Origin of the sequence: Enterobacter sp. SA187 (genome assembly GCF_001888805.2) — a bacterium.
Classification (GTDB): Bacteria; Pseudomonadota; Gammaproteobacteria; order Enterobacterales; family Enterobacteriaceae; genus Enterobacter_D.
On the sequence record NZ_CP019113.1, the window covers coordinates 3,188,806 to 3,208,517 of the forward strand.

Sequence of the window (19,712 nt, forward strand, 5' to 3'; positions counted from 1 at the left end):
GAAAAATTCAGCAAATCTCTTCCGTATGCCGGGCATCGTATTCCTGCTGAGCCCGTACCACTTCCGGCCCATGTTTCAGTGCCCAGTCGTACAGCGCACTGAAGGGTTCCTGTAACGTTTTTGCCAATGGGGTAAGACTGTATTCCACGCTCACCGGCGACGTGGGCAGCACCTTCCGGTACACCAGCCCGTTGCGCTCCAGCCGCTTCAGTGCGTCAGACAAGGCCTTATGAGTAATGCCATCCAGCCGACGGCGGAGTTCATTAAAGCGTGCGGGTTCACTGCACAGCACGGTGAGAATTAAAATCGACCATTTATTGGTGATGTTCTCCAGCACCGGCCGGGTTTTTCCAACTTCTTTCAGGTTATGACCTTCAATCTGACACATGGCGATATACTCCGCGATACCTGGTATAAACAAAGTGCGTAATTGTTATTAAGTATAAAAATTATATCATCTGCTTTCCACCCCAAAAGGAGTAAGCAGATGCAACAATTAGAGAACAAAGTGGCCCTGATCCTGGGCGGCGCAAAAGGCATTGGTCTTGCCATCAGCCAGCGATTTGCCCGTGAAGGGGCAACCACCTGGTTCACTTCACGCCGGAGTGAGGAGTTAGACATCGCCGTTGCTGGCATAGAAGGCGACGCCAGGCCGCTGCGTGCTGATGTCAGCGAACTTAGCGAACTGACACGCATCGCTGACCTGATTAACGCGGAGTCCGGCCGGATAGATGTGCTGGTGATCAACGCCGGAATGGCGGAACACGCGACCATTGATGACGTCAGCCCGGCGCACTTTGATACTATTTTCGGTCTCAATGTGCGTTCCCCATTGTTTGCGCTTCAGGCCGCGCTTCCCCTGCTGAAAGAGGGGGCGAGTGTGGTGCTGATAGGTTCGATTGCCGATGTCATCGGCACCAAAGGCTATGGCGTCTACGGCGCCAGCAAAGCGGCATTACGCTCTTTCGCCCGCACCTGGACAAATGAGCTCGCCGCCCGGGGGATACGTATCAATGTGGTCGCCCCGGGCCCGGTGGATACCGAAATGATGCAGGCCGCCTCCGAAGAGCTGCGCAATGGAATAATCAGCGCCATTCCGTTATCCAGAATGGCGAAGCCTGACGAAGTGGCCAGCGCGGCATTGTTCCTGGCGAGTGATGAAAGCAGTTATATCGCTGGCGCCGAAATCTGTGTGGATGGCGGGCTGACGCAGGTTTAATGAAATCCGGGTCCGGCTGGTTGTAAAATGGTAAACACGTTCCGCTTCTGGTTCGGCGCTGCCACGCAAAATAGGGTGGCAGCGTTGAGCGAGAGGCGGACATAGGGTGATCGTCTTGCATCAGGCACTACTTGTGAGTGGATTAATCTCAGCCAACAGCCAGCTTTCAAAGCGCTCCAGCGCTGCCTCATTTATTCCCGTTTCCGTTGTTTTGACTAAACAGAATCTTTTGCTCAGACTATTTGATGCAGGCCATGGAGAAACAAGCATGCCGCTACGCAATTCATTCTCGATATACATCCGCGGGAGCAAAGCAACGCCCTGTCGTGCCATCACGGCAGCGATGGCCATTTCATGCAGATCATATCGCACACCGTGAGCCGGATTATCGAGGCGTATTCCGCTTTCGACGGCATAGTGATGCCATGCATCAGGATTCTGTCGACGATGGATCCTCGGCAGTTCATTTAACAGTTGATTGACATTATTTTTTGTTATCAGTGCAGGATGGCATACCGGCAGCAGATTTTCCTGAAACAGAAATTGCATACGCATTCCTGCCCATGCGGAATGTTCAAAATGAATAACCGCGTCAAATCCACTTCCAGGCAAAATAAACGGATCCGTTCTGGCCGCAATATTTAACGTTATATCCGGAGATACAGCGTTGAAACTGTTCAGGCGCGGAATAAGCCAGCGACAGGAAAAGGTGGGCAGGACGGCAATGTCCAGACTCTGACTACCTTCAGGCATTCCCATTATGTACTGCGTATCCCGTTCGAGCCGATCGAGCGTTTCCCGTACGTGATGCGCATAGCGCGTACCGACGGGGTTAAGCTTTACACGACTGCCCATACGGTCAAACAATTTACCATTCAGTAACGCTTCAAGACGTGCAATCTGACGGCTAATCGCCCCTTCCGTCAACGACAACTCTTCTGCAGCACGGGCAAAACTGCCGTGCCTTGCAGCGGCATCAAAAGCCTGCAGGGACGCACTACTGGGTATTTTTCTGCGCATAACATCGTTTCCTTTTTCAGGCCCAGTATTCTGCCTTCATTGACTAAATGTCACTAATCCGTGACGTTTTATCGATTTTACGGGGCTGAACCATCTTGTAGCATGATGAAAAATCATTAAGCAAATGAATCTGCTTACGCCTGTGGCTCATATGGAGATAAACAGATGTTTTATACCGTGGAATGTTCATATAACGATCCTGACAGCGAGGCAGAATGGAATGCCTTTTATAGTCAGCAAAAATTACCCGCGTTGATATCTGTTGCTGGCTTCACGACGTCGCAACGCTTTCGTGCTATCAATTCCGGCTGCCCTGTTTACCTTGCCATTCATACCATTAAAGATGCGGATATTCTCAACAGTGATGATTACCGTTTAAAAGGAGGCGGCAATTTCTCTCGATGGCAGGTCTGTATTACTGACTGGCACCGTAACCTGTACGAAGGAAAGGGCATTATCCCGGCCGTATCTGCCGGTGAAATTCTGCTATTGAGCGCAACGCCATCAGGCGTTTTAGATAAAGAGTTGGGATATCGTGGGCTGGAAATGCATGCGGTAGGGCTGGATAAAACTCCTGAACATCGCGTTGCGTATGTTCTGCCGGTTAGCATTGCCTCGTTATTTACTGAAATCCCAGGCATGTACCTCTATGAACCTTTGACCATGCAATTGCAGGATACGGAATAAGGGAGGCTAAAACATCATGCCCAATCTGACTTTTTATATTGCTGAAAATCAGGCTGACGTGTTGCAACGTGATGATGATTTTACGCATAAATGCCGCGCCCTTTGCTGTGACATCCTGCGCGCAGAGCCTCAAAACGTGCATATCATTTTTATTGCCGTAAAGCCTGGATGCGGACAACCGGTCTATGCCCAGCTCTTTTATCGCCTGACAACATTACGAACCCAGGACGTGATGGAGAACTTTATGAGGGAACTGGACGCTGCCATTCAACAGGCCTCTGGTCTGACGCCCCGTATTCGTTGTTTTGGTTCCCCAGCAGAACAGATATTTGCACGCAACTGATCCCGAGGTAAAAATGAACCAACCCTTTCCGAGCCGTGAGACTGGAGATTTTCAAATTACGGCGCTAAGCGACGGCATTATGTCAGCCAGTCTGGATTTGCTCTCAGGCATAGAAAAAGCGGAGGCAGACCTTATTCAACGCAATGCGGGTATCAATGAGCCCGGCGATATTCATATAAACTGTTACCTAATCCGTGGTCGGGGACGCATCATTTTGGTTGACGCTGGCGCCGGGATGCCTGGCAATATGCAACTCACAGCAAACCTCGCCGCAGCAGGTGTCAGCCCTGACGACATTGATACCGTGTTGCTGACACATTGCCATCCGGATCATATTGGCGGCCTGCTGGATCCTGAAAAAAAGCCGGTTTTTAAACATGCCGAAATTATGCTTCATCCTCTCGAAGCACAGCACTGGCTGGATGATAAGAAACTCGAAATAGCGAATGAGCGCGGGCAACGTAATATCCGGCTGGTCCGCCAGACATTAGACGCTTATGCCCATAACGTGCATTTTTTTAACGGGGATAAAATTGCAGGAAGTATTCTGCCCGTTTGGCTACCAGGCCATACACCGGGACATACAGGTTTTCGCATCGATACGGATGATAAATGCTTATTAATATGGGGAGACATTGTCCATTATCCGCATATTCAATCAGCACAACCGGCTGTTTCTATTTTATTCGACACTGATCCCATCCAGGCAGAGCAAACAAGGAAGATGATTCTTGAAAAGGCTGTCAGCGAAAAACTGCTCATTGCTGGTATGCATTTAGGTCAGGCAGGGTTTGCACACGTTCTCAGGGAGGGTAATGGATACCGCATTTCCTGTACTGACAAATGAAGGGATGTATCTGTTCGGAGGGTTATTGATTCCCTCAATACAACGTTATTATTGTCTGCGGCTCAGAAACTGAGAGAGGAAGACCCTCTCTCTTTTCCCGTATCACGCCTTTGCCCGCCGCAATCACTCGCAAAAAGGGGAACGCTGCTGCGCCGCGGAGAGAAGCTGCATCGCATCTTCACCGGCCGCGGTGTAGAGCGGAGCGTTTTGATTTTCAGCCACGGCATAAATAGCGTTCGCCACATCTTCCGCGTGCGTCACTGGCGCGTGGGGATCGCCCGCCCGCTGGATAAATTCATTCACCAGGCTTCCATAGACCGCATCGTCCCGCCCGCCAGAGTAAGCCCGCGCATTTTCACCAAACTTCGTTTCCGGCGAGCGCCCCGGTAATACAACGTGAACGCGGATCCCAAAAGGCTTCACTTCGACGGCTAATGACTCGCTCCAGGCATTCAGCGCCGCTTTACTGGCGCGATAAACCCCAATCAGCGGCATCGCTTTGGTGGTCACGGACGAAGACACGTTGATGATCGTCCCTAATTTTTTCTCTCTCATCAACGGCAGAAACGCCTGCGTTAATGCCAGCGTGCCCAGCACATTGATGTTCATTAATTGCTGCGCGGTGGAGAGGGACGTCAGTTCAACGGGAACCGCCGCGCCAAGACCGGCATTATTGACCAGCACGTCAATCGCGCCTGCCTGTTTCACCACCCCGGTAATACTTTCCGCAGAGGTGATGTCCAGTGGCAATATCCGCAGCCGGTCGCTGGCAGGAAAAAGCGTCGTATCCAGCGTTCTCATGGTGGCAATCACGTGCCAGCCTTTGGCTAAAAACAGCTGTGCTGTTGCCAGCCCAAAACCTGAAGAGCATCCGGTAATCAGTGCAGTCGACATGGTAAATCCTCGCTGTTGGTCAGAGAAGCCATGATAGTCGTAGCCATCCGGACAATATATAATCAGAAATCCACTTTTCTTGAGAGAGAGTCCAGTGTCAGATCCGTTAACCGATATTGTTGCTTTACTCAACCCCAGGCCCACCCATACCAAACTCGTCGAGGGGGCAGGGAAGTGGCGTATTGTCCGGGAGTCTGCCGGAGAGGCGTTTTACTGCGCCGTGTTGCAGGGGGAATGCCTGATGAGTATTAACGGTAAAGCGCCGACATTGCTTGTTGCCGGTGATTTCGTGCTGATCCCTGCAACTTATACCTTTGAGAACACCAGTGCGGGAACGTCTCCTCCTGAAGACATTACGCTGCCGACCCTGCTCGGGGACGGGCACGTGAGGATCGGTTCAGCAACCGGGGATGCTGAATTTCTCATGAATGTCGGGCACTGTGAATTCGATACGCCGGACAAACAGCTTATCGTCGCGTTACTTCCCAACGAGATCCTGATCAAAGGGCAACGTCGTTTCGTCACCCTGTTCGATCTCCTGCTGGATGAGAGCCGCACCCGGCGACCGGGGCGGGATGCGGTACTGATGCATCTTTTGCAACTGTTGCTGGTGGAAGCGTTGCGTAGCGATCCAGCACTGTCGACGACGGCAGGGATCCTGAAAGGGTTACAGCACGATAAGATCGCCACCGCGCTGCATCTCATCCATACCAACCCCGGTGCGGACTGGCAAATCGCGCAGCTCGCCCGGGAGTGCGCGATGTCCCGCTCCTCTTTTTTCGCCGTATTCAGCGAGACCGTCGGCATGTCTCCGGGGCAATATCTGCTGTTCTGGCGAATGTCGTTAGCCAGGAAAGCGCTGATGGGCGGCAAGGATAAAATAGAACAGATCGCCCTGCGTACAGGATACCAGTCTGCCAGCGCCTTCCACGTCGCCTTCACCCGCTACACCGGCCTGCCGCCGGGGGAATTCCGACGCCAGCATGTGGCTAATGCGTCCTGAAGCGCGCTGAACGTGACCCGTTCAAATGCTCACAACTTAAGTGCGGCGACGATGGCGGCTTCCATTTTCTGCGGCGTGGTGAAGGGGGCGAAACGCTTAAGCGGTTTGCCGTCGCGCCCGATCAGGAATTTAGTAAAGTTCCATTTAATGCGCTTGCCCGGCAGGCCGGGCAGTGCGTCTTTCAGGTAACGAAACACCGGGTGCGCGGCGGCACCGTTGACTTCCACTTTCTCAAACATCGGGAAGCTCACGCCGTAGTTGATGTGGCAGGTCTGAGCGATGTCGTCGGCCCCGCCTGGCTCCTGTTTACCGAACTGGTTGCAGGGGAAACCCAGCACTACCAGCCCCTGCGCACCGTACTTTTTGTAGAGCATTTCAAGGCCAGCGTACTGCGGCGTGAAACCACACTTACTGGCCGTATTCACCACCAGCACCAGCTTTCCCGCATAGTCGGCCATTGAGAAAGGCTCGCCGCGCAGGCTGGTGGCGGTGAGTTGGTAAAAGGTGGTCATGGTGGAAGCCTCGATGGAGAAAATTTTATGGGGTAGTGGTTACAGGACTGGACTTTATCATGACTGCTTCTGGCACAAAGCGAACTATAAACGATTTATGTCACAATGAGCAAAACAGACCTTAACCTAACATCAATTAGTAATTGATAACTGGATACAGCAAATGAATATTGAATTAAAAGGGCTTAGATCGCTAGAACTTGAAGATAGGTTGATAAACTATTGGCCAACTGACCCTGCCAGTTTCGGTTGTTGGATCAGAGCAATGATAGGGCCTAAAGACCGTGACGGTGCTGAAGCTTTTGATATGTTGGTATGTACGCCAGTCTGGCTTAAACAAGAGCTTGCATCATATAAGTCCCTGTCTGGCAGAGGAATGATCATTGTCGAAGAATATGATTATGATGAGATCCTTTCTTATATAGAAAAAAAGATCATTGTCTGTAATGACAAGGACTGGTCAAAAGCCGCCATCAAACTGAGCCGTTTCAGTTTCTGGGAATATGAAGATTATCAGCCATAAGCCAAATCCAGTGAATGACTTATGACAAATATTAAGATACGGCAGAAAGTAGAGCGCGAGAGCCCTGACGAGCATTCCATTCCTCACGGGTGATTTCCCAGAGTTCGGAATCAAGCAGACCGCTGACATACTCTTTCTTTTCAGTCCTGATGAGCCGCATGCCACTGCTTTCTGAAATAATTTTTGAACGGCTATTTAGAGCCGCTTTAGGTGCACGCAACACTGTCTTATTTAACGAATTAAACCAATGATCCGTAGCTGCATTACTGGCCTCTCGCATAAAGCCCTGGCCCTGATGCTCCGGAGCTAACCAAAATCCACGGTTATTATCCTCAACATCATACAGACAGATTACACCCATCAGTTTGTCTGGTGTTTCAAGGTGTCTGATAGTCCAGAACCAGGCTATCCCATTTGCCATATCAGGCAAAGCAACGTTATTGACGTAACTCTCGGCACCGTTATCAGGGTAGGGCCATGGTACTGAAGAGACCATGTAGCGAACTATCTCCCAACGCGGGTAAAGCAACTGAATTTGTGAGGCATCTTCGGAGGCTAATGGTTTTAACAGCAAGCGTTCTGTATAGAGTATTGGTATTGGCATACGTACTTTTCCTTGCTGAGCTTGATATCTATTTCTGTATTACCCGTTCAGTAGCAGTCTCACTTTAGCTGGATGTATAAGCGGTCATCAGATCTGTACGGCTGTATAATTTATCTGCTTCTGCGCGCACTGATCTTCTTTTGCCATGCTCCAGTCGACCGGGTCAACCCTAAATATGGTGGTAGTGCACCCTGGCTTCATTGCGTTAGATTGTCCGCATTATAAGGATCACAAAAATGAAGCTCTTTATGGAAATTATTTTGATGCGTCATGGAAAGCCGTCTTTTACAGGTTCTTCGAGGGTGACGAGTCTCGAGATGGACAAATGGATTTCACAATATGATCTCTCCGATACGGGCAGCGATATGGCCCCGCAATCCAGTAAATCATTAGCATCCAGCGCATTGCACATCATAAGTAGTCCTCTTCCCAGAGCGCTTTCATCTGTGAGGGCATTAGGGCGTGAACCGGACCTCATTGATGAGGTCTTCAGGGAAGCAGACTTGCCCGTATTACGCATGCCAGCATTCAGGTTATCCCCCATCTTGTGGGCGTCTCTTTTCCGCGTCATGTGGCTTTGTGGCTTCTCCCGTAATGTAGAGACCCTGAGCCTGGCTAAACAGCGCGCCGTTCAGGCTGCGCATATCCTCGTAACATCAGCAGAAGAATCAAACGGGCCCGTACTGCTTATGGGGCATGGGGTGATGAATCGACTGATTGCAAAGGAACTCATCTCGTTGGGCTGGAAAGAGGGCCATCGACAGGGCAATGGTTACTGGAACGCTCGCACCTACAGCTTACGTTAAGTAAAGATCTCAATTACACATCTGATAATCCCTCAATGATTTTTTGCTAAACCCTTCTTTCAGCCTGGCCCGGTTTGTCAGGGGTAAAATAAAAAGGACTACACTCATGCGTACCGCAAAAATCCGCGCCATCCTCGGTGGGGCTCTTTTATTATTGTCAGTTTTAGCCTCCGCGTCCGCAACGCAGACTATGTCCATACCTTCAGAGCATCCGAACCCGCAGCGTATTTCTGTACAGACGCAAGGCTCAGGGCCGGATGTCATATTGATCCCGGGGCTGGCGTCCTCTCGCGACATTTGGGCCGGTTTAGTCGCAACTTTACGTAAAAACCACCGTGTTCATCTTGTAGAACTTGCGGGCTTTGCAGGTACGCCTGCCATATCCAGTCCACGGGGAAAAGTCATCGTTTCGGCAGTTGACGCCATCGCTGATTACATTCAAAGCCAGAACATCCAGGCACCAGCGATCATTGGCCATTCTCTTGGCGGCGAGATGGCATTGATGCTGGGGGCCCGTCATCCTGACCAGGTCGGTCGTTTGATGATCGTCGATGCCTTGCCGTTCTATACGTTGATGATTGACCCTGCGGCGACCACCGAAACGGCTGCCCGGCATGCCGCAGCTATGCGGGATTTGCTACTGCGGCAGTCGCCGGAGCAACTCACAGAGTTTCAGAAAGCATCCATAAACCGTTTAGTGAAGAACGGGGCGGTGAAACCTGCTTTGGTGACTGCGGCGATCAATTCTGATCGCAAAACTGTTGCGGATGCCGTTTATGAATTGATGATTACCGACCTGCGTCCCGAGCTCGCTCGCATCAAAGCACCGATTGAGATCGTATACGCGTATGATGTCTTATACGGGATCCCGGCAGCCTGCGTGGATGCGATGTACCGTCAAGCCTACGCTTCTGCTTCCGACATCCATTTCACGCGGATCGATGACAGTTTTCACTTTGTCATGCTGGATCAGCCAGAACGATTTTCCAATGCGGTTGAGTCATTTTTAAACAAATAAAGGATGCTGCTGCACATCAGGTTGACGCTGGAGCAGTATCTTAAGTCCGGCCAGCAAACATAGCTGGCCTGAACATCAGGTCAGCACGCTGTATGTCCTGACATAGCTAAGTCTGTGCAGTGTCCGCTTCTGGCACAAAGCGGACAGGATGGCTGGGCTAAAGGTCTGCTTAGAGCGAGGAGCGGAAGTTTGCAATCGAGTCGGCACATGGATAATAAGTTTTGCTGTGTATTAAAGAAAAGGGAGCATGTCATCGCGATTAGAAATGACGGCTGACAGCTTTCCATTTCTCTACGCTCATTCAGACTCGCAATGTTGCTTTCGATGACAGGATAAGCGTACAGCCGCTTGTTTAATCTGTTCGATCACCTCTGCCCTGAACTCCTGATGCACATAGGTTGCTCTGGGATGAGCAATCCTGAAGCAGGTCGCATTCCCAGCCTCAAACTTCCATATTTTTTTAGGAGTGACAGATAGGGTCTTAGAGCCGCCCAAATATTTATTCGATAAACATTTTATAAAATGGTCGGTTCGTGAACCACATGCAAATATTACAAAATCAGGTTTTAAATACCCTATCTGGGTAGCCAGAAGTCTTAATGAAACAGACGCTATTTCCTGAAGTTCGTTTTCAGAGCGGAGCAGTGGGCTCTTTCGGTCATAATCCCATGCAAATAAATTTGCATACACTATTGCCTTAGGGGGTAATTCTAGTTTTCGCGCCAGCAAGAAATAATACTGCATAAAACGGCTTCGTGATTTCGTATTAGGAGTGCACTTATCCTGATGCTCTTTGTAGCGAGTTACCGCTTCTTCAACTACATGTTCGACATTAATATTGGGCATCAGACCCAGAACCCGAGCAATTTTATTTTTATGATTTCCAGTATTCCATCCTGCCGTTTCACGCCCAACCAGCATGATTTTTACCGGGGAGCGCCAGTACTCTTCAGAGGGAACAGGAAGAAATACACCTGAATATTTATCCTCCATGAGTGCAAATGATTGAGCGTTAAGACTTTTAAGGATTTCTATATACGTTTTGATCAGAGCTTCCATACTTTTACCTGTACCTGACATCATGATGAATTTTCTTTTGGCATCTTACTAAACTTCAGGCAATGCGATTAATGAAATGTCCGCCTCTGGCATAAAGCGGACATGATCTCAGCTTAGCAGGGCGCGAAAACGTTACCCTGTCACTTCCTCAATAACTTTCACGCCATCCTCTGTGCGGATCCAGCGCGGCGCATTAATTTCCTCCGCCAGATACGCCATCACATCCGCCAGCAGCCAGCGCAGCGGTTCTTCCTGTTGTGGCGGCACGCTGCGGCAAAGTAATACCTGAGCCAGCGCTGCGCAGTATTCGCCGAGCGTATCGGAATCGGGAGCAAACTGAGGTACGTGAGTGGGCAGGCTGTCCACAGTAAAACGCGCCTGCTGTTCCGGCGGGATCGGCTCGTTCAGCTGGGGTTTGAGCAGGGCAAACACGGCAGAAAAGCGTCCGCACAACGCCATTCGCAGCGCCGGATCGAGGCTTTCCGCCTGGGCTTCGGCGAGCTGGTGGCAGTGGTCGGCAAGAATAGTGAAATCGGTGTCGGCATCAAACGGGATGGTAAGTAACGGGTGAGTCTGGTTGAGGGTCGTAGCCATAAGGGCAGCCTCCTGTAACGGGTTTAAAACCCACCACCTGAGGTTCCAATCTCATGGTGATGGACTGAACGGGGTTGGAACTACCGGCGTTACAGGCAACCGGCGCACCTTACGGTGCCCCCGTCCAGCCCACCATTGAGGTGTAACTGAGCGCACGACATATGAAAGACGCTAACGCGTCGTATGTCGCCTGTAACATTTCGCAGGGTTCCAATCCCGGCACCTGATTTTGCAGGTGCGGGCGAAAGATACCGTTTTCAGCGGAAAACGGCAAGACGGCGGCGTGATGGAGGCGGTTCGAATGAATAAAATGCATACCGGCTCGCAGCAATATGAAAGTGGTCTGAAAGGTTGAGCGCTTAAACGGCCTTAACAATCCCCTAAAGAAAGCCATCCCATCCTTTTTCACCAACGGCCTGGATGCCGGTCTCGTCCAGTCGCTCGTCTGCTGCAATCATCTGAATAAAGGTTCTTGACCCTTGACCGACGGTTCATCACTTGCGGCATCAAAATAAGTCGCCAGTAAAAACTGGCGATGGATTATGTTTTTTTAATCAATATTTTTAAGCTAGTGGTTCTATGGATATCTTTCTATCGCCCCCAAATGAACTTTTTAATAATTGTGCTCGTGGATATCTTTTAATTAGTGACATGACTTCATCGAGTTCAGCGGGTTCAAATAAAGGGCCAAGTATCACTGATTTCACTTCATAAGGATGAAACTTCAGGTCGCTATAGTGCCCCATGCTCATCGGTCTGGCATAAGTAGAAATCCTCCACTCCTTTTCGTATGCCCAATCTTCTGTTTTTATGAATGTTATCTCAGTATTAATATATTCAAGTGCTTTGTTGTCTGGCTTGAAAAGCAACTCAGCCATACCTTCAGGCGTGTAAGTTAGAGGTATTTTATTAGTATACTTAATAGGTTTTGCAATTAGCCAGGCGCTGCCAAGAACGTCTAGGCAATCAAATTCGATAACTATGCCTTTATATCCATCAGCATAATGGTTCCACATCGGAGTGATTATAGGACTCTCAGATAAGCACAAAATTCTTCTTTCATTGAGCATTCCTTTCCACACATCTTTCATTTCTTGTATTGCCGCAGGGGCGCCAAGTCCGACTGGTGGAGCATCTACTAATTCTTGAAACTTATTAATCAGTTCTGCTGGTATGCCTAAAGGAAAGAGTTTTTGGTAAACATCTAACAGCGTTCTAATTCTTGGATTTAAATTTTGGATGTCTTCCCTAGGATTAATCAACTCCTCGATCACCTTGCGAACTAAAGCTTTACCAATATTTATCTCATCAACTCCTAGCATGACTTCTCTTGGAACATCAAAAGGATCATTAAATATGACCGGAGAACTCCATCTAAGGCTACATGAATCAAGTACAATCTTTGCAGTATTCAACGTCATGTACTTATAAAATGTTGAGCGTTCATGCATTCTGTGAGGTGAGCGCATAAATTCCTCTTTTTAAATGTATAATGGCTTTCATCAGTGTATTGCCAGTTATATTGCATCCAAACATTTTCCATTTCAATTCTATAGCTAAAACTCAATCAAATAATTCACCTCTTTTCGTATTTGACGTAGGTGGCCAAATCACGTGATGGGTAATCAGGTTTTCTCATAGAGGATCTCTTCTTTTTCAGGGGACTAAACGCAGTATAGATACCTGATGGGAAAGCCGCCTGTGACGCTATTACCATCTGGTCACTCGTTGTTAACCCGGCACTGCTGAGTTAAGCTTACCGGATGACGAAAAAAGAAAACGACCACGCCACGCGCGGCACGGCGGACCACAGCGTCCGCGATCAGGTGGTGGATGCCGCCACCGAACATTTCAGCCACTATGGTTATGAGAAAACCACGGTGTCCGATCTCGCCCGCGCCATCGGCTTTTCCAAAGCCTACATCTATAAATTCTTCGATTCCAAACAGGCCATCGGGGAAGTGATCTGCCGCAACCGGCTGGCGATGATCATGGAGATCGTCACTGCCGCCATTGCCGACGCGCCCACGGCGTCGGAAAAGTTTCGCCGTCTGTTCCGGGCGTTAGCGGAAGCGGGCAGCGATCTCTTTTTCCATGACCGCAAACTTTACGACATCGCCGCCGTCGCCACGCGCGATCAGTGGGCATCCACCCGCGCCTATGAAGAACAGCTTAAACAGTTGATTCAGGAAGTGCTGGTGGAAGGGCGTAAGTCAGGGGAGTTTGAGCGCAAAACGCCGCTGGATGAAACCGCGCAGGCGATCTATCTGGTGATGAAGCCGTATATCAGTCCCGTGCAGTTACAGTACAACCTTGAGGATGCCCCGACGGCGGCGGTACTGCTGTCGTCCCTCATCCTGCGCAGTCTGGCTCCTTAGCACAGAGAAAATAGCCCCGGCTGGCGCCGGGGTCTTCATATCAGCCGCGGTGCACGCTCAGGCCTGCAAAGGTCTGGCTTACCGGCATCATTTCCAGTGTGTTGATGTTGACGTGCTTCGGCAGCGTCGCCACCCACCAGACCGCTTCGGTAACATCTTCCGGCGTCAGGGCGGTGGTGTTCTCGTAGGTTTTTCCGGCTTTGTCGTCGTCGCCTTTGAAACGCACGTTAGAGAATTCGGTGCCGCCCACCAGCCCCGGCTCGATATTGGTGACGCGCACGCCGGTGCCGTGCAGATCGGTACGCAGGTTCAGGCTGAACTGCTGTACAAAGGCTTTGGTCGCGCCATAGACGTTGCCGCCCGCGTACGGCCAGCTGCCCGCCGTTGAACCGATGTTGATCACATGACCGCGATTGCGCGCCACCATGCCCGGCAGCACGGCGCGGGTCATGTACACCAGGCCTTTGTTATTGGTGTCGATCATGGTTTCCCAGTCCTCGACGCTCGCCTTGTGCGCCGGCTCCATGCCCAGCGCCAGACCGGCGTTATTCACCAGCACGTCGATGTCGCGCCATTCAGCCGGTAAATTCCCCATCGCCTGCTCGATGGCGGCGCGGTTGCGCACGTCCAGTTGCAGCGTCAGCACGTTGTCGCCCAGTTCGTCTTTCAGCGCCTGTAAGCGCTCCTGGCGACGGCCAGTGGCGATCACTTTATGGCCGTTCTTCACAAAGCGACGTGTAATACCTTCACCAAAACCCGCAGTTGCCCCGGTTACTAAAATAATCATCTCTCTGTTCCTTAACGCTTTTTGTGTTGCCTTAGCATAGTTGCGCAGCGGCCCGGTGGCAACGCATACCGGGCGAGTTAGTAGTGTGGCAAATAATCTGGTCCCGTGACGGGGGGATTTGGTACTGTAGAAACCGATCAACGGTTCAGGGGAGTAAACATGTCCGTCACCAATCCACTGTTTGAACAGAGCACGCTGCCGTATCAGGCCCCGCGTTTCGATGCGCTGCACGACAGCCATTACCGGCCCGCCTTTGACGAGGGGATGCGCCAGAAACGCGCGGAAATAGCCGCCATTGCCGGTCAGAGCGACGCGCCGGACTTTGCCAATACCGTCCTGGCGCTGGAGCAGAGCGGGGAGTTGCTGTCGCGCGTCACCAGCATCTTTTTCGCCATGACCTCGGCGCATACCAACGACGAACTGCAACTGCTGGATGAAGCCTTCTCGGCGGAACTCGCCGGGCTGGCGAATGACATCTACCTTGATGACGCGCTCTTTGCGCGGGTGGAAGCGGTGTATAACGCGCGGGACACCGCCGGGCTGGACGACGAGTCCCGCCGCCTGCTGGAGGTCACGTACCAGCGCTTTATTCTCGCGGGCGCAAAACTGCCTGCTGTCGATAAGCAGACGCTGAAAGCGCTCAACACCGAAGCGGCGCAGCTCACCAGCCGCTTTAATCAGCATCTGCTGGCCGCCGGAAAAGCCGCAGCGCTGGTGGTGGAGAGCGCCGGAGAGCTCGACGGTCTGACAGAGGATGAAATCGCCCGGGCGCGGGCAGCAGCAGAGGAGAGAGGCCTGCACGACCGCTGGCTGATCCCGCTGCTGAACACCACCCAGCAACCCGCCCTTGCGGCGCTGCGTAACCGCCAGACCCGTGAAAAACTCTTTACCGCAGGCTGGCTGCGTACCCAGCGCGGCGATGAAAACGACACCCGGCAGATTGTGCTGCGTTTAACGCAGATCCGCGCCCGCCAGGCGCAGCTGCTGGGCTTTGAGGATTACGCTTCCTGGAAGATCGCCGATCAGATGGCACATACCCCGGCTGCCGCGCTGCGCTTTATGCGGGATATTGCACCCGCCGCGCGCGCCCGTGCCGAAAAGGAACTGGCGGATATTCAGCAGGCGATCGACGGGCAGCAGGGCGGCTTTACCGCCCGCGCCTGGGACTGGGCCTTCTATGGCGAACAGGTGCGCCAGGCGAAATACGCCATCGATGAAAGCCAGATCAAACCCTACTTTGCGCTGAATAACGTGCTGGTGGACGGCGTGTTCTGGACGGCGAGCCAGCTGTTTGGTCTCACCTTTACCGAGCGCGCTGATATTCCGGTCTATCATCCGGACGTACGGGTCTGGGAGATTTTCGATGAGGACGGCACCGGACTGGCGCTGTTTTACGGCGATTTCTTCGCCCGCGATTCGAAAAGCGGCGGCGCGTGGATGGGCAACTTTGTGGAGCAGTCGACCTTAAACGGCACCCGCCCGGTGATCTACAACGTCTGTAACTACCAGAAGCCTGCTGCCGGGCAGCCCGCGCTCATCTCCTGGGACGATGTGATCACCCTGTTCCATGAGTTCGGCCATACGCTGCACGGCCTGTTTGCCAGCCAGCGCTACGCCACGCTATCGGGCACCAACACGCCGCGGGATTTTGTCGAATTCCCGTCGCAGATCAACGAGCACTGGGCCAGCCACCCGGAGGTGTTCGCCCGTTACGCCCGTCATTATCAGACCGGCGAGCCAATGCCGGAGGCGCTGCGCGAAAAAATGTTCAGCGCCACGCTGTTTAATAAAGGCTACGACATGACGGAGCTGTTAAGCGCCGCGCTGCTGGATATGAACTGGCACCGCATCAGCGCGGATGCCGACATCAGCGACGTCGACACCTTTGAAACTGAGGCCATTAAACAGGAAAACCTCGATCTGGAGGCGGTGCCGCCGCGTTATCGCAGCAGCTATTTCGCGCATATTTTTGGCGGCGGCTATGCCGCTGGCTATTACGCCTATCTGTGGACGCAGATGCTGGCCGATGATGGCTATCAGTGGTTTGTGGAGCAGGGCGGATTACGCCCGGAGAACGGGCGACGCTTCCGGGCGGCGATCCTGTCGCGGGGGAACAGCAGTGATTTAGCGGCGCTCTATCGTGAATGGCGCGGACATGATCCGCTGCCGGAACCGATGCTTAAAAATCGCGGACTGAGTCAGTAGCGGCTGACGGTGATAAGAAGCCCTTGTTGAAAAACAAGGGCATTGTCAGTATTTCATCAGCTCGCCATCTTACGCGCTTTGCGCTTTCGTGGTATGCAGGAGCTTGCGGTTAAACGTGTACCACAAGTTGAACAAATTGCGCCGTGTGGATGGAGTTTTTCCGGGTCGAAGGTCGTGAAAATAAAGCTATTTCCATGACATATTGGGCAAAGAAATTTGAGATTGTAAATAATCCCTCACGCCAGTCAGGTGGAAGACAAACGCTAACATAAATTCCTCATCCTGAAGGATATATCTTCATTTTTGTATAAAAAACAAGCGTGAATTTTTAAACAGATCTTCCTCGTTTACGCTTTGTTGAATCAGGTACTGTTAAGGTCTTATCGATCCGTGACCCGACAGCTAAATGGCGGGGGTGCGCATAAATAAAATAACGATCCTATCCATGCAAGCATTTCCGCCAGCGTAACTGGCGGATTTTTTTTGCCTGTAAATCACCCGGCGCTGCGGGTCAGAATGGCTTTGCGGTAATCGCCGGGGGAAATGGCAAACTGCGCGCGGAAATGATGGCGCAGGGAGGCCGCGCTGCCAAAACCGGTCTGCTGCGCGATCTCGTCAATGCGTAACCTGGAGTTCGCCAGAGACTCCCGGGCGCGCAGCAGCCGCTCGTTGAGGATCCAGCGCGCGGGCGTGGTGCCGGTGGCATCGGCGAAGCGCCGTAAAAAGGTGCGCGGACTCATGCCTGCCTGACGGGCAAGGGCAGCCACGCTGTGATTCTCCGCCAGCGACTGATGCAGAAAATCAAAGATCATTCCCAGGGATTTACTCTCCCGCGCCCGCGCTACCGGACGCACCACCTGCTGGGTTTGCGCCCCGTCGCGGTGCGGCTGCACCACCAGCCTGCGGGCGACGTTGTTGGCGATCTCCGCGCCAAAATCTTCGCGCACCACGTGCAGACATAAATCGATCCCCGCCGCGCTGCCCGCCGAGGTCAGCAGCGTGCCTTCATCATAATAGAGCGCGTCATCCAGCACCTGAATGGCGGGATAACGGCTGCGTAACAGCGGGGTGTAGCGCCAGTGGGTGGTGGCCCTGCGCCCGTTCAGCAAGCCGGTGGCGGCAAGCACAAACACCCCGGAACAGATGGTCATAATGCGGCAGCCGCGCGTACTGGCCGCGCGCAGGGCATCGCACAGCGCTTCCGGCACCGGCGTGTCCGCGCCGCGCCAGCCGGGAATGACGATGGTATCCGCCTGCGCCAGCAGATCCAGCCCGCCATCGGCCATGATGCGAATGCCGCCGGTGGCGCGCAGTTCACCCTCGTCCACCGCCGCCACGGCAAAGCGGTACCAGTTATCCCCCAGCTCCGGGCGCGGCAGACCAAAAATTTCCACCGCCACGCCGAATTCAAAGGTGCATAAACCATCGTAGGCGAGGGCGACGACGAACGGACGGGGCGATGCGGGAGGTAATTTTGTCATGATCCTGGCGTTTTCTGGCAGACCGGCAGGCAGTGGCGCGGCGAATTAATGGATACAGTAGTGTTATCACAAACCCGGAGAAAACACGATGAGCTATGTAACCGAATTCCCTGCCGCCACGCCGGAAGAAACCCGCCTGCATTTTCTGCATCGCCTGAGCGTGGAAACCGACTGCGCCGATGTCCATCACGCCATCACCACTGGCGATCAGGATTTTGTGCTGCTGCACGTGGTGGGGAGCGCGGCAACGTTCGCCCGCCGTCATCTGCCCGGCGCGATCCATTTACCTCATGCGCAAATGACCGCCGAACGGATGCAGGCGTGGCCCGACGGCACCCTGTTTGTGGTGTACTGTGCCGGGCCACACTGCAACGGAGCCGATCGCGCCGCGTTAAAACTCGCCACCCTTGGCCTGCCGGTAAAAATCATGATTGGCGGCATTACCGGCTGGGAGGATGAGGGCTATGCCTTTGCGCAGGGGGATGACTGAATCCCTGCGATGAAGGATTAAATCTGCGCCGCGCCGCCGTCCACGAACAGCTCGCTGCCGTTGACGAAGCTGCTGTCGTCCGAGGCGAGGAACAGGGCGGCGGCGGCCACTTCGGATGGTTCCGCCAGACGACCCAGCGGCGTAGTGGCCTCAACCTCATTAATCATCTGCTGATTCGCGGCATCATCCGGCGACAGGTTATGCCAGCCTGGCGTGGAGGTGGAGCCGGGCACCAGCACATTGACGCGGATTTTGCGCGGCGCCAGTTCGAGGATCCAGCCGCGGGCAAAGGTGCGCAGCGCGGCTTTGCTGGCGCTGTACACGCTAAATGCCGGAATGCCGGTGGTGGCGCTGGTGGAGCCGGTGAGGATAATCGACCCGCCGTCTTTCAGCAGCGGCAGCGCTTTCTGCACGGTGAACAGCGTGCCTTTGACGTTGGTGTCAAAAATGCGGGCGTAATGCTCTTCGGTGATTTCCCCCAGCGGCGCGAAATCCCCGCCGCCTGCGTTGGCGAACAGCACGTCGATCTGCCCCGCCTGCTGACGGACCTGGTCAAACAGGTTGTCGAGATCCGCCATCTTTGAGATATCACACGGAATACCCACCGCGCCATGCCCAATCTCCGCAACCGCACTCTCCAGTTCGCTGACCCGACGCCCGGTCAGGAATAAACGCGCGCCTTCCTGTGCAAAGCGTTTCGCCGAGGCCAGACCGATCCCGCTGTTCGCACCCGTAATAACGACGACTTTATCTGCAAGCTTACCCATGATGTTTCTCCGCAACTCTGTGTGAGAAAGCAGTGTAAGCACAGACTTTCCTGTATACTAGTACCTACCAAAAGGTATGTATGGAGAAAATTATGGAGCCGGTCTGCGGCCTTGATGTGGCCCTGCATTACATTGGCGGCAAGTGGAAACCGCTGTTGCTGTTTTACGTGCAGTACAGCCCGCGTCGTTTCGGGGAATTTAAACGGCTGGTGGAGGGCATCAGCGAGAAAGTTCTGATCCAGCAGCTCAAAGCGATGACGGAAGACGGCATCATCACGCGTCACGATTTCCGCGAGGTACCGCCGCGGGTGGAGTACAGCATCACCGATTTTGGCCGTTCGCTGGCGCAGGCGTTGCAGCCGCTGTGTGAGTGGGGCACCCGTAACCGGGAAAACATGGCCGACAGGACGGCGACGGCGGCGTTAACGGAAGAAAGATGAATTTTTTTCATCATGCGTGAGCTTTTCTCATTTGC

23 protein-coding genes are annotated in these 19,712 nt (G+C 52.9%); 12 read left to right on the forward strand and 11 right to left on the reverse strand.

Translation table 11 applies throughout. From position 1 onward, the window contains the following. Positions 1-7: 7 nt before the first annotated feature. Positions 8-388 carry a winged helix-turn-helix transcriptional regulator gene (locus tag BMF08_RS15295; protein ID WP_072568403.1) on the reverse strand — a complete coding sequence of 127 codons (381 nt, stop codon included), beginning with the start codon at positions 386-388 and terminating at the stop codon, positions 8-10. A gap of 99 nt (positions 389-487) precedes the next feature. On the opposite strand from BMF08_RS15295, the gene BMF08_RS15300 reads away from it, so the two are divergent. Beyond that, entirely contained in the window at positions 488-1,219 is a 732-nt protein-coding gene (locus BMF08_RS15300; RefSeq protein ID WP_072568404.1) for an SDR family NAD(P)-dependent oxidoreductase, read from the forward strand. Positions 1,220-1,339: 120 nt separating this feature from the next. Here the strand turns inward: BMF08_RS15300 and BMF08_RS15305 are convergent, their stop codons facing one another. Further along, the gene (locus BMF08_RS15305; RefSeq protein WP_072568405.1) at positions 1,340-2,239 is read right to left on the reverse strand and encodes a LysR substrate-binding domain-containing protein; all 900 of its coding nucleotides are present in this window, start codon (positions 2,237-2,239) and stop codon (positions 1,340-1,342) included. Between the two features lie 165 nt (positions 2,240-2,404). On the opposite strand from BMF08_RS15305, the gene BMF08_RS15310 reads away from it, so the two are divergent. Genes BMF08_RS15310 through BMF08_RS15320 form a run of 3 tightly spaced genes read left to right on the forward strand, consistent with a single transcriptional unit; the run spans position 2,405 to position 4,116 of the window. Then, the gene (locus BMF08_RS15310) at positions 2,405-2,926 is read left to right on the forward strand and encodes a sugar ABC transporter (protein WP_072568406.1); all 522 of its coding nucleotides are present in this window, start codon (positions 2,405-2,407) and stop codon (positions 2,924-2,926) included. A 16-nt stretch (positions 2,927-2,942) separates the two neighbouring features. Beyond that, the gene (locus BMF08_RS15315) at positions 2,943-3,269 is read left to right on the forward strand and encodes a hypothetical protein (protein ID WP_072568407.1); all 327 of its coding nucleotides are present in this window, start codon (positions 2,943-2,945) and stop codon (positions 3,267-3,269) included. 13 nt (positions 3,270-3,282) lie between these two features. Then, complete coding sequence (locus tag BMF08_RS15320) at positions 3,283-4,116, forward strand: MBL fold metallo-hydrolase (protein WP_072568408.1); 834 nt, start codon at positions 3,283-3,285, stop codon at positions 4,114-4,116. A 123-nt stretch (positions 4,117-4,239) separates the two neighbouring features. Here the strand turns inward: BMF08_RS15320 and BMF08_RS15325 are convergent, their stop codons facing one another. Beyond that, positions 4,240-5,010: an SDR family oxidoreductase gene (locus BMF08_RS15325; protein ID WP_072568409.1), complete on the reverse strand. Its 771-nt coding sequence runs from the start codon at positions 5,008-5,010 to the stop codon at positions 4,240-4,242. Between the two features lie 94 nt (positions 5,011-5,104). On the opposite strand from BMF08_RS15325, the gene BMF08_RS15330 reads away from it, so the two are divergent. Next, the gene (locus BMF08_RS15330; protein WP_072568410.1) at positions 5,105-6,013 is read left to right on the forward strand and encodes an AraC family transcriptional regulator; all 909 of its coding nucleotides are present in this window, start codon (positions 5,105-5,107) and stop codon (positions 6,011-6,013) included. 29 nt (positions 6,014-6,042) lie between these two features. On the opposite strand, the gene BMF08_RS15335 is transcribed toward BMF08_RS15330, so the two are convergent. Further along, positions 6,043-6,525, reverse strand: coding sequence for a glutathione peroxidase (locus tag BMF08_RS15335; RefSeq protein WP_072568411.1), 483 nt, complete (start codon positions 6,523-6,525; stop codon positions 6,043-6,045). Positions 6,526-6,688: 163 nt separating this feature from the next. On the opposite strand from BMF08_RS15335, the gene BMF08_RS15340 reads away from it, so the two are divergent. Then, the gene (locus BMF08_RS15340; protein ID WP_072568412.1) at positions 6,689-7,048 is read left to right on the forward strand and encodes an immunity 8 family protein; all 360 of its coding nucleotides are present in this window, start codon (positions 6,689-6,691) and stop codon (positions 7,046-7,048) included. 31 nt (positions 7,049-7,079) lie between these two features. Here the strand turns inward: BMF08_RS15340 and BMF08_RS15345 are convergent, their stop codons facing one another. Beyond that, entirely contained in the window at positions 7,080-7,652 is a 573-nt protein-coding gene (locus BMF08_RS15345) for a GNAT family N-acetyltransferase (RefSeq protein WP_072568413.1), read from the reverse strand. Positions 7,653-7,888: 236 nt separating this feature from the next. Between BMF08_RS15345 and BMF08_RS15350 the strand changes: the two genes are divergently transcribed. Both BMF08_RS15350 and BMF08_RS15355 read left to right on the forward strand, forming a co-directional pair. Further along, a complete protein-coding gene (locus BMF08_RS15350) occupies positions 7,889-8,458 on the forward strand; it encodes a histidine phosphatase family protein (protein ID WP_234007184.1) in 570 nt (189 codons plus the stop codon). A gap of 106 nt (positions 8,459-8,564) precedes the next feature. Then, on the forward strand, positions 8,565-9,476 hold the full coding sequence (locus tag BMF08_RS15355) for an alpha/beta fold hydrolase (RefSeq protein WP_072568414.1): 912 nt from the start codon (positions 8,565-8,567) through the stop codon (positions 9,474-9,476). A 297-nt stretch (positions 9,477-9,773) separates the two neighbouring features. On the opposite strand, the gene BMF08_RS15360 is transcribed toward BMF08_RS15355, so the two are convergent. From BMF08_RS15360 to BMF08_RS15375, 3 genes are all read right to left on the reverse strand, one after another. After that, positions 9,774-10,535 carry a hypothetical protein gene (locus BMF08_RS15360; RefSeq protein WP_072568415.1) on the reverse strand — a complete coding sequence of 254 codons (762 nt, stop codon included), beginning with the start codon at positions 10,533-10,535 and terminating at the stop codon, positions 9,774-9,776. A 132-nt stretch (positions 10,536-10,667) separates the two neighbouring features. Further along, complete coding sequence (locus BMF08_RS15365; protein ID WP_072568416.1) at positions 10,668-11,129, reverse strand: hypothetical protein; 462 nt, start codon at positions 11,127-11,129, stop codon at positions 10,668-10,670. 563 nt (positions 11,130-11,692) lie between these two features. Next, a complete protein-coding gene (locus tag BMF08_RS15375; protein WP_072568417.1) occupies positions 11,693-12,598 on the reverse strand; it encodes a DUF2971 domain-containing protein in 906 nt (301 codons plus the stop codon). 294 nt (positions 12,599-12,892) lie between these two features. Between BMF08_RS15375 and BMF08_RS15380 the strand changes: the two genes are divergently transcribed. After that, a complete protein-coding gene (locus BMF08_RS15380) occupies positions 12,893-13,507 on the forward strand; it encodes a TetR/AcrR family transcriptional regulator (protein WP_072568418.1) in 615 nt (204 codons plus the stop codon). Positions 13,508-13,547: 40 nt separating this feature from the next. Here the strand turns inward: BMF08_RS15380 and ydfG are convergent, their stop codons facing one another. Beyond that, a complete protein-coding gene (gene ydfG / locus BMF08_RS15385; protein ID WP_072568419.1) occupies positions 13,548-14,294 on the reverse strand; it encodes a bifunctional NADP-dependent 3-hydroxy acid dehydrogenase/3-hydroxypropionate dehydrogenase YdfG in 747 nt (248 codons plus the stop codon). Positions 14,295-14,453: 159 nt separating this feature from the next. Here ydfG and dcp point away from each other — a divergent pair, with 159 nt between their 5' ends. Continuing rightward, positions 14,454-16,499, forward strand: a complete 2,046-nt coding sequence (dcp, locus tag BMF08_RS15390; protein WP_072568420.1) for a peptidyl-dipeptidase Dcp — start codon at positions 14,454-14,456, stop codon at positions 16,497-16,499. A gap of 494 nt (positions 16,500-16,993) precedes the next feature. Here dcp and ftrA read toward each other — a convergent pair whose 3' ends face one another. Then, a complete protein-coding gene (gene ftrA, locus BMF08_RS15395; protein ID WP_072568421.1) occupies positions 16,994-17,980 on the reverse strand; it encodes a transcriptional regulator FtrA in 987 nt (328 codons plus the stop codon). Positions 17,981-18,068: 88 nt separating this feature from the next. On the opposite strand from ftrA, the gene BMF08_RS15400 reads away from it, so the two are divergent. Further along, complete coding sequence (locus BMF08_RS15400; protein ID WP_072568422.1) at positions 18,069-18,470, forward strand: rhodanese-like domain-containing protein; 402 nt, start codon at positions 18,069-18,071, stop codon at positions 18,468-18,470. A gap of 17 nt (positions 18,471-18,487) precedes the next feature. On the opposite strand, the gene BMF08_RS15405 is transcribed toward BMF08_RS15400, so the two are convergent. Continuing rightward, a complete protein-coding gene (locus BMF08_RS15405) occupies positions 18,488-19,237 on the reverse strand; it encodes an SDR family NAD(P)-dependent oxidoreductase (RefSeq protein WP_072568423.1) in 750 nt (249 codons plus the stop codon). Between the two features lie 80 nt (positions 19,238-19,317). Between BMF08_RS15405 and BMF08_RS15410 the strand changes: the two genes are divergently transcribed. Further along, complete coding sequence (locus BMF08_RS15410) at positions 19,318-19,677, forward strand: winged helix-turn-helix transcriptional regulator (protein WP_234007185.1); 360 nt, start codon at positions 19,318-19,320, stop codon at positions 19,675-19,677. Positions 19,678-19,712: the final 35 nt, after the last annotated feature.

What these genes read in the sequence shown, in the direction of transcription:
- BMF08_RS15335 (WP_072568411.1), bottom strand. Translation starts at nt 6,525, where the DNA reads ATGACCACCTTTTACCAACTCACCGCCACCAGCCTGCGCGGCGAGCCT.
- BMF08_RS15325 (WP_072568409.1), bottom strand. Translation starts at nt 5,010, where the DNA reads ATGTCGACTGCACTGATTACCGGATGCTCTTCAGGTTTTGGGCTGGCA.
- BMF08_RS15295 (WP_072568403.1), bottom strand. Translation starts at nt 388, where the DNA reads ATGTGTCAGATTGAAGGTCATAACCTGAAAGAAGTTGGAAAAACCCGG.
- BMF08_RS15365 (WP_072568416.1), bottom strand. Translation starts at nt 11,129, where the DNA reads ATGGCTACGACCCTCAACCAGACTCACCCGTTACTTACCATCCCGTTT.
- BMF08_RS15305 (WP_072568405.1), bottom strand. Translation starts at nt 2,239, where the DNA reads ATGCGCAGAAAAATACCCAGTAGTGCGTCCCTGCAGGCTTTTGATGCC.
- BMF08_RS15355 (WP_072568414.1), top strand. Translation starts at nt 8,565, where the DNA reads ATGCGTACCGCAAAAATCCGCGCCATCCTCGGTGGGGCTCTTTTATTA.
- BMF08_RS15410 (WP_234007185.1), top strand. Translation starts at nt 19,318, where the DNA reads ATGGAGAAAATTATGGAGCCGGTCTGCGGCCTTGATGTGGCCCTGCAT.
- BMF08_RS15320 (WP_072568408.1), top strand. Translation starts at nt 3,283, where the DNA reads ATGAACCAACCCTTTCCGAGCCGTGAGACTGGAGATTTTCAAATTACG.
- ydfG (WP_072568419.1), bottom strand. Translation starts at nt 14,294, where the DNA reads ATGATTATTTTAGTAACCGGGGCAACTGCGGGTTTTGGTGAAGGTATT.
- BMF08_RS15380 (WP_072568418.1), top strand. Translation starts at nt 12,893, where the DNA reads ATGACGAAAAAAGAAAACGACCACGCCACGCGCGGCACGGCGGACCAC.
- BMF08_RS15300 (WP_072568404.1), top strand. Translation starts at nt 488, where the DNA reads ATGCAACAATTAGAGAACAAAGTGGCCCTGATCCTGGGCGGCGCAAAA.
- BMF08_RS15310 (WP_072568406.1), top strand. Translation starts at nt 2,405, where the DNA reads ATGTTTTATACCGTGGAATGTTCATATAACGATCCTGACAGCGAGGCA.
- BMF08_RS15405 (WP_072568423.1), bottom strand. Translation starts at nt 19,237, where the DNA reads ATGGGTAAGCTTGCAGATAAAGTCGTCGTTATTACGGGTGCGAACAGC.
- BMF08_RS15375 (WP_072568417.1), bottom strand. Translation starts at nt 12,598, where the DNA reads ATGCGCTCACCTCACAGAATGCATGAACGCTCAACATTTTATAAGTAC.
- BMF08_RS15340 (WP_072568412.1), top strand. Translation starts at nt 6,689, where the DNA reads ATGAATATTGAATTAAAAGGGCTTAGATCGCTAGAACTTGAAGATAGG.
- BMF08_RS15400 (WP_072568422.1), top strand. Translation starts at nt 18,069, where the DNA reads ATGAGCTATGTAACCGAATTCCCTGCCGCCACGCCGGAAGAAACCCGC.
- ftrA (WP_072568421.1), bottom strand. Translation starts at nt 17,980, where the DNA reads ATGACAAAATTACCTCCCGCATCGCCCCGTCCGTTCGTCGTCGCCCTC.
- BMF08_RS15350 (WP_234007184.1), top strand. Translation starts at nt 7,889, where the DNA reads ATGAAGCTCTTTATGGAAATTATTTTGATGCGTCATGGAAAGCCGTCT.
- BMF08_RS15315 (WP_072568407.1), top strand. Translation starts at nt 2,943, where the DNA reads ATGCCCAATCTGACTTTTTATATTGCTGAAAATCAGGCTGACGTGTTG.
- BMF08_RS15345 (WP_072568413.1), bottom strand. Translation starts at nt 7,652, where the DNA reads ATGCCAATACCAATACTCTATACAGAACGCTTGCTGTTAAAACCATTA.
- BMF08_RS15360 (WP_072568415.1), bottom strand. Translation starts at nt 10,535, where the DNA reads ATGGAAGCTCTGATCAAAACGTATATAGAAATCCTTAAAAGTCTTAAC.
- dcp (WP_072568420.1), top strand. Translation starts at nt 14,454, where the DNA reads ATGTCCGTCACCAATCCACTGTTTGAACAGAGCACGCTGCCGTATCAG.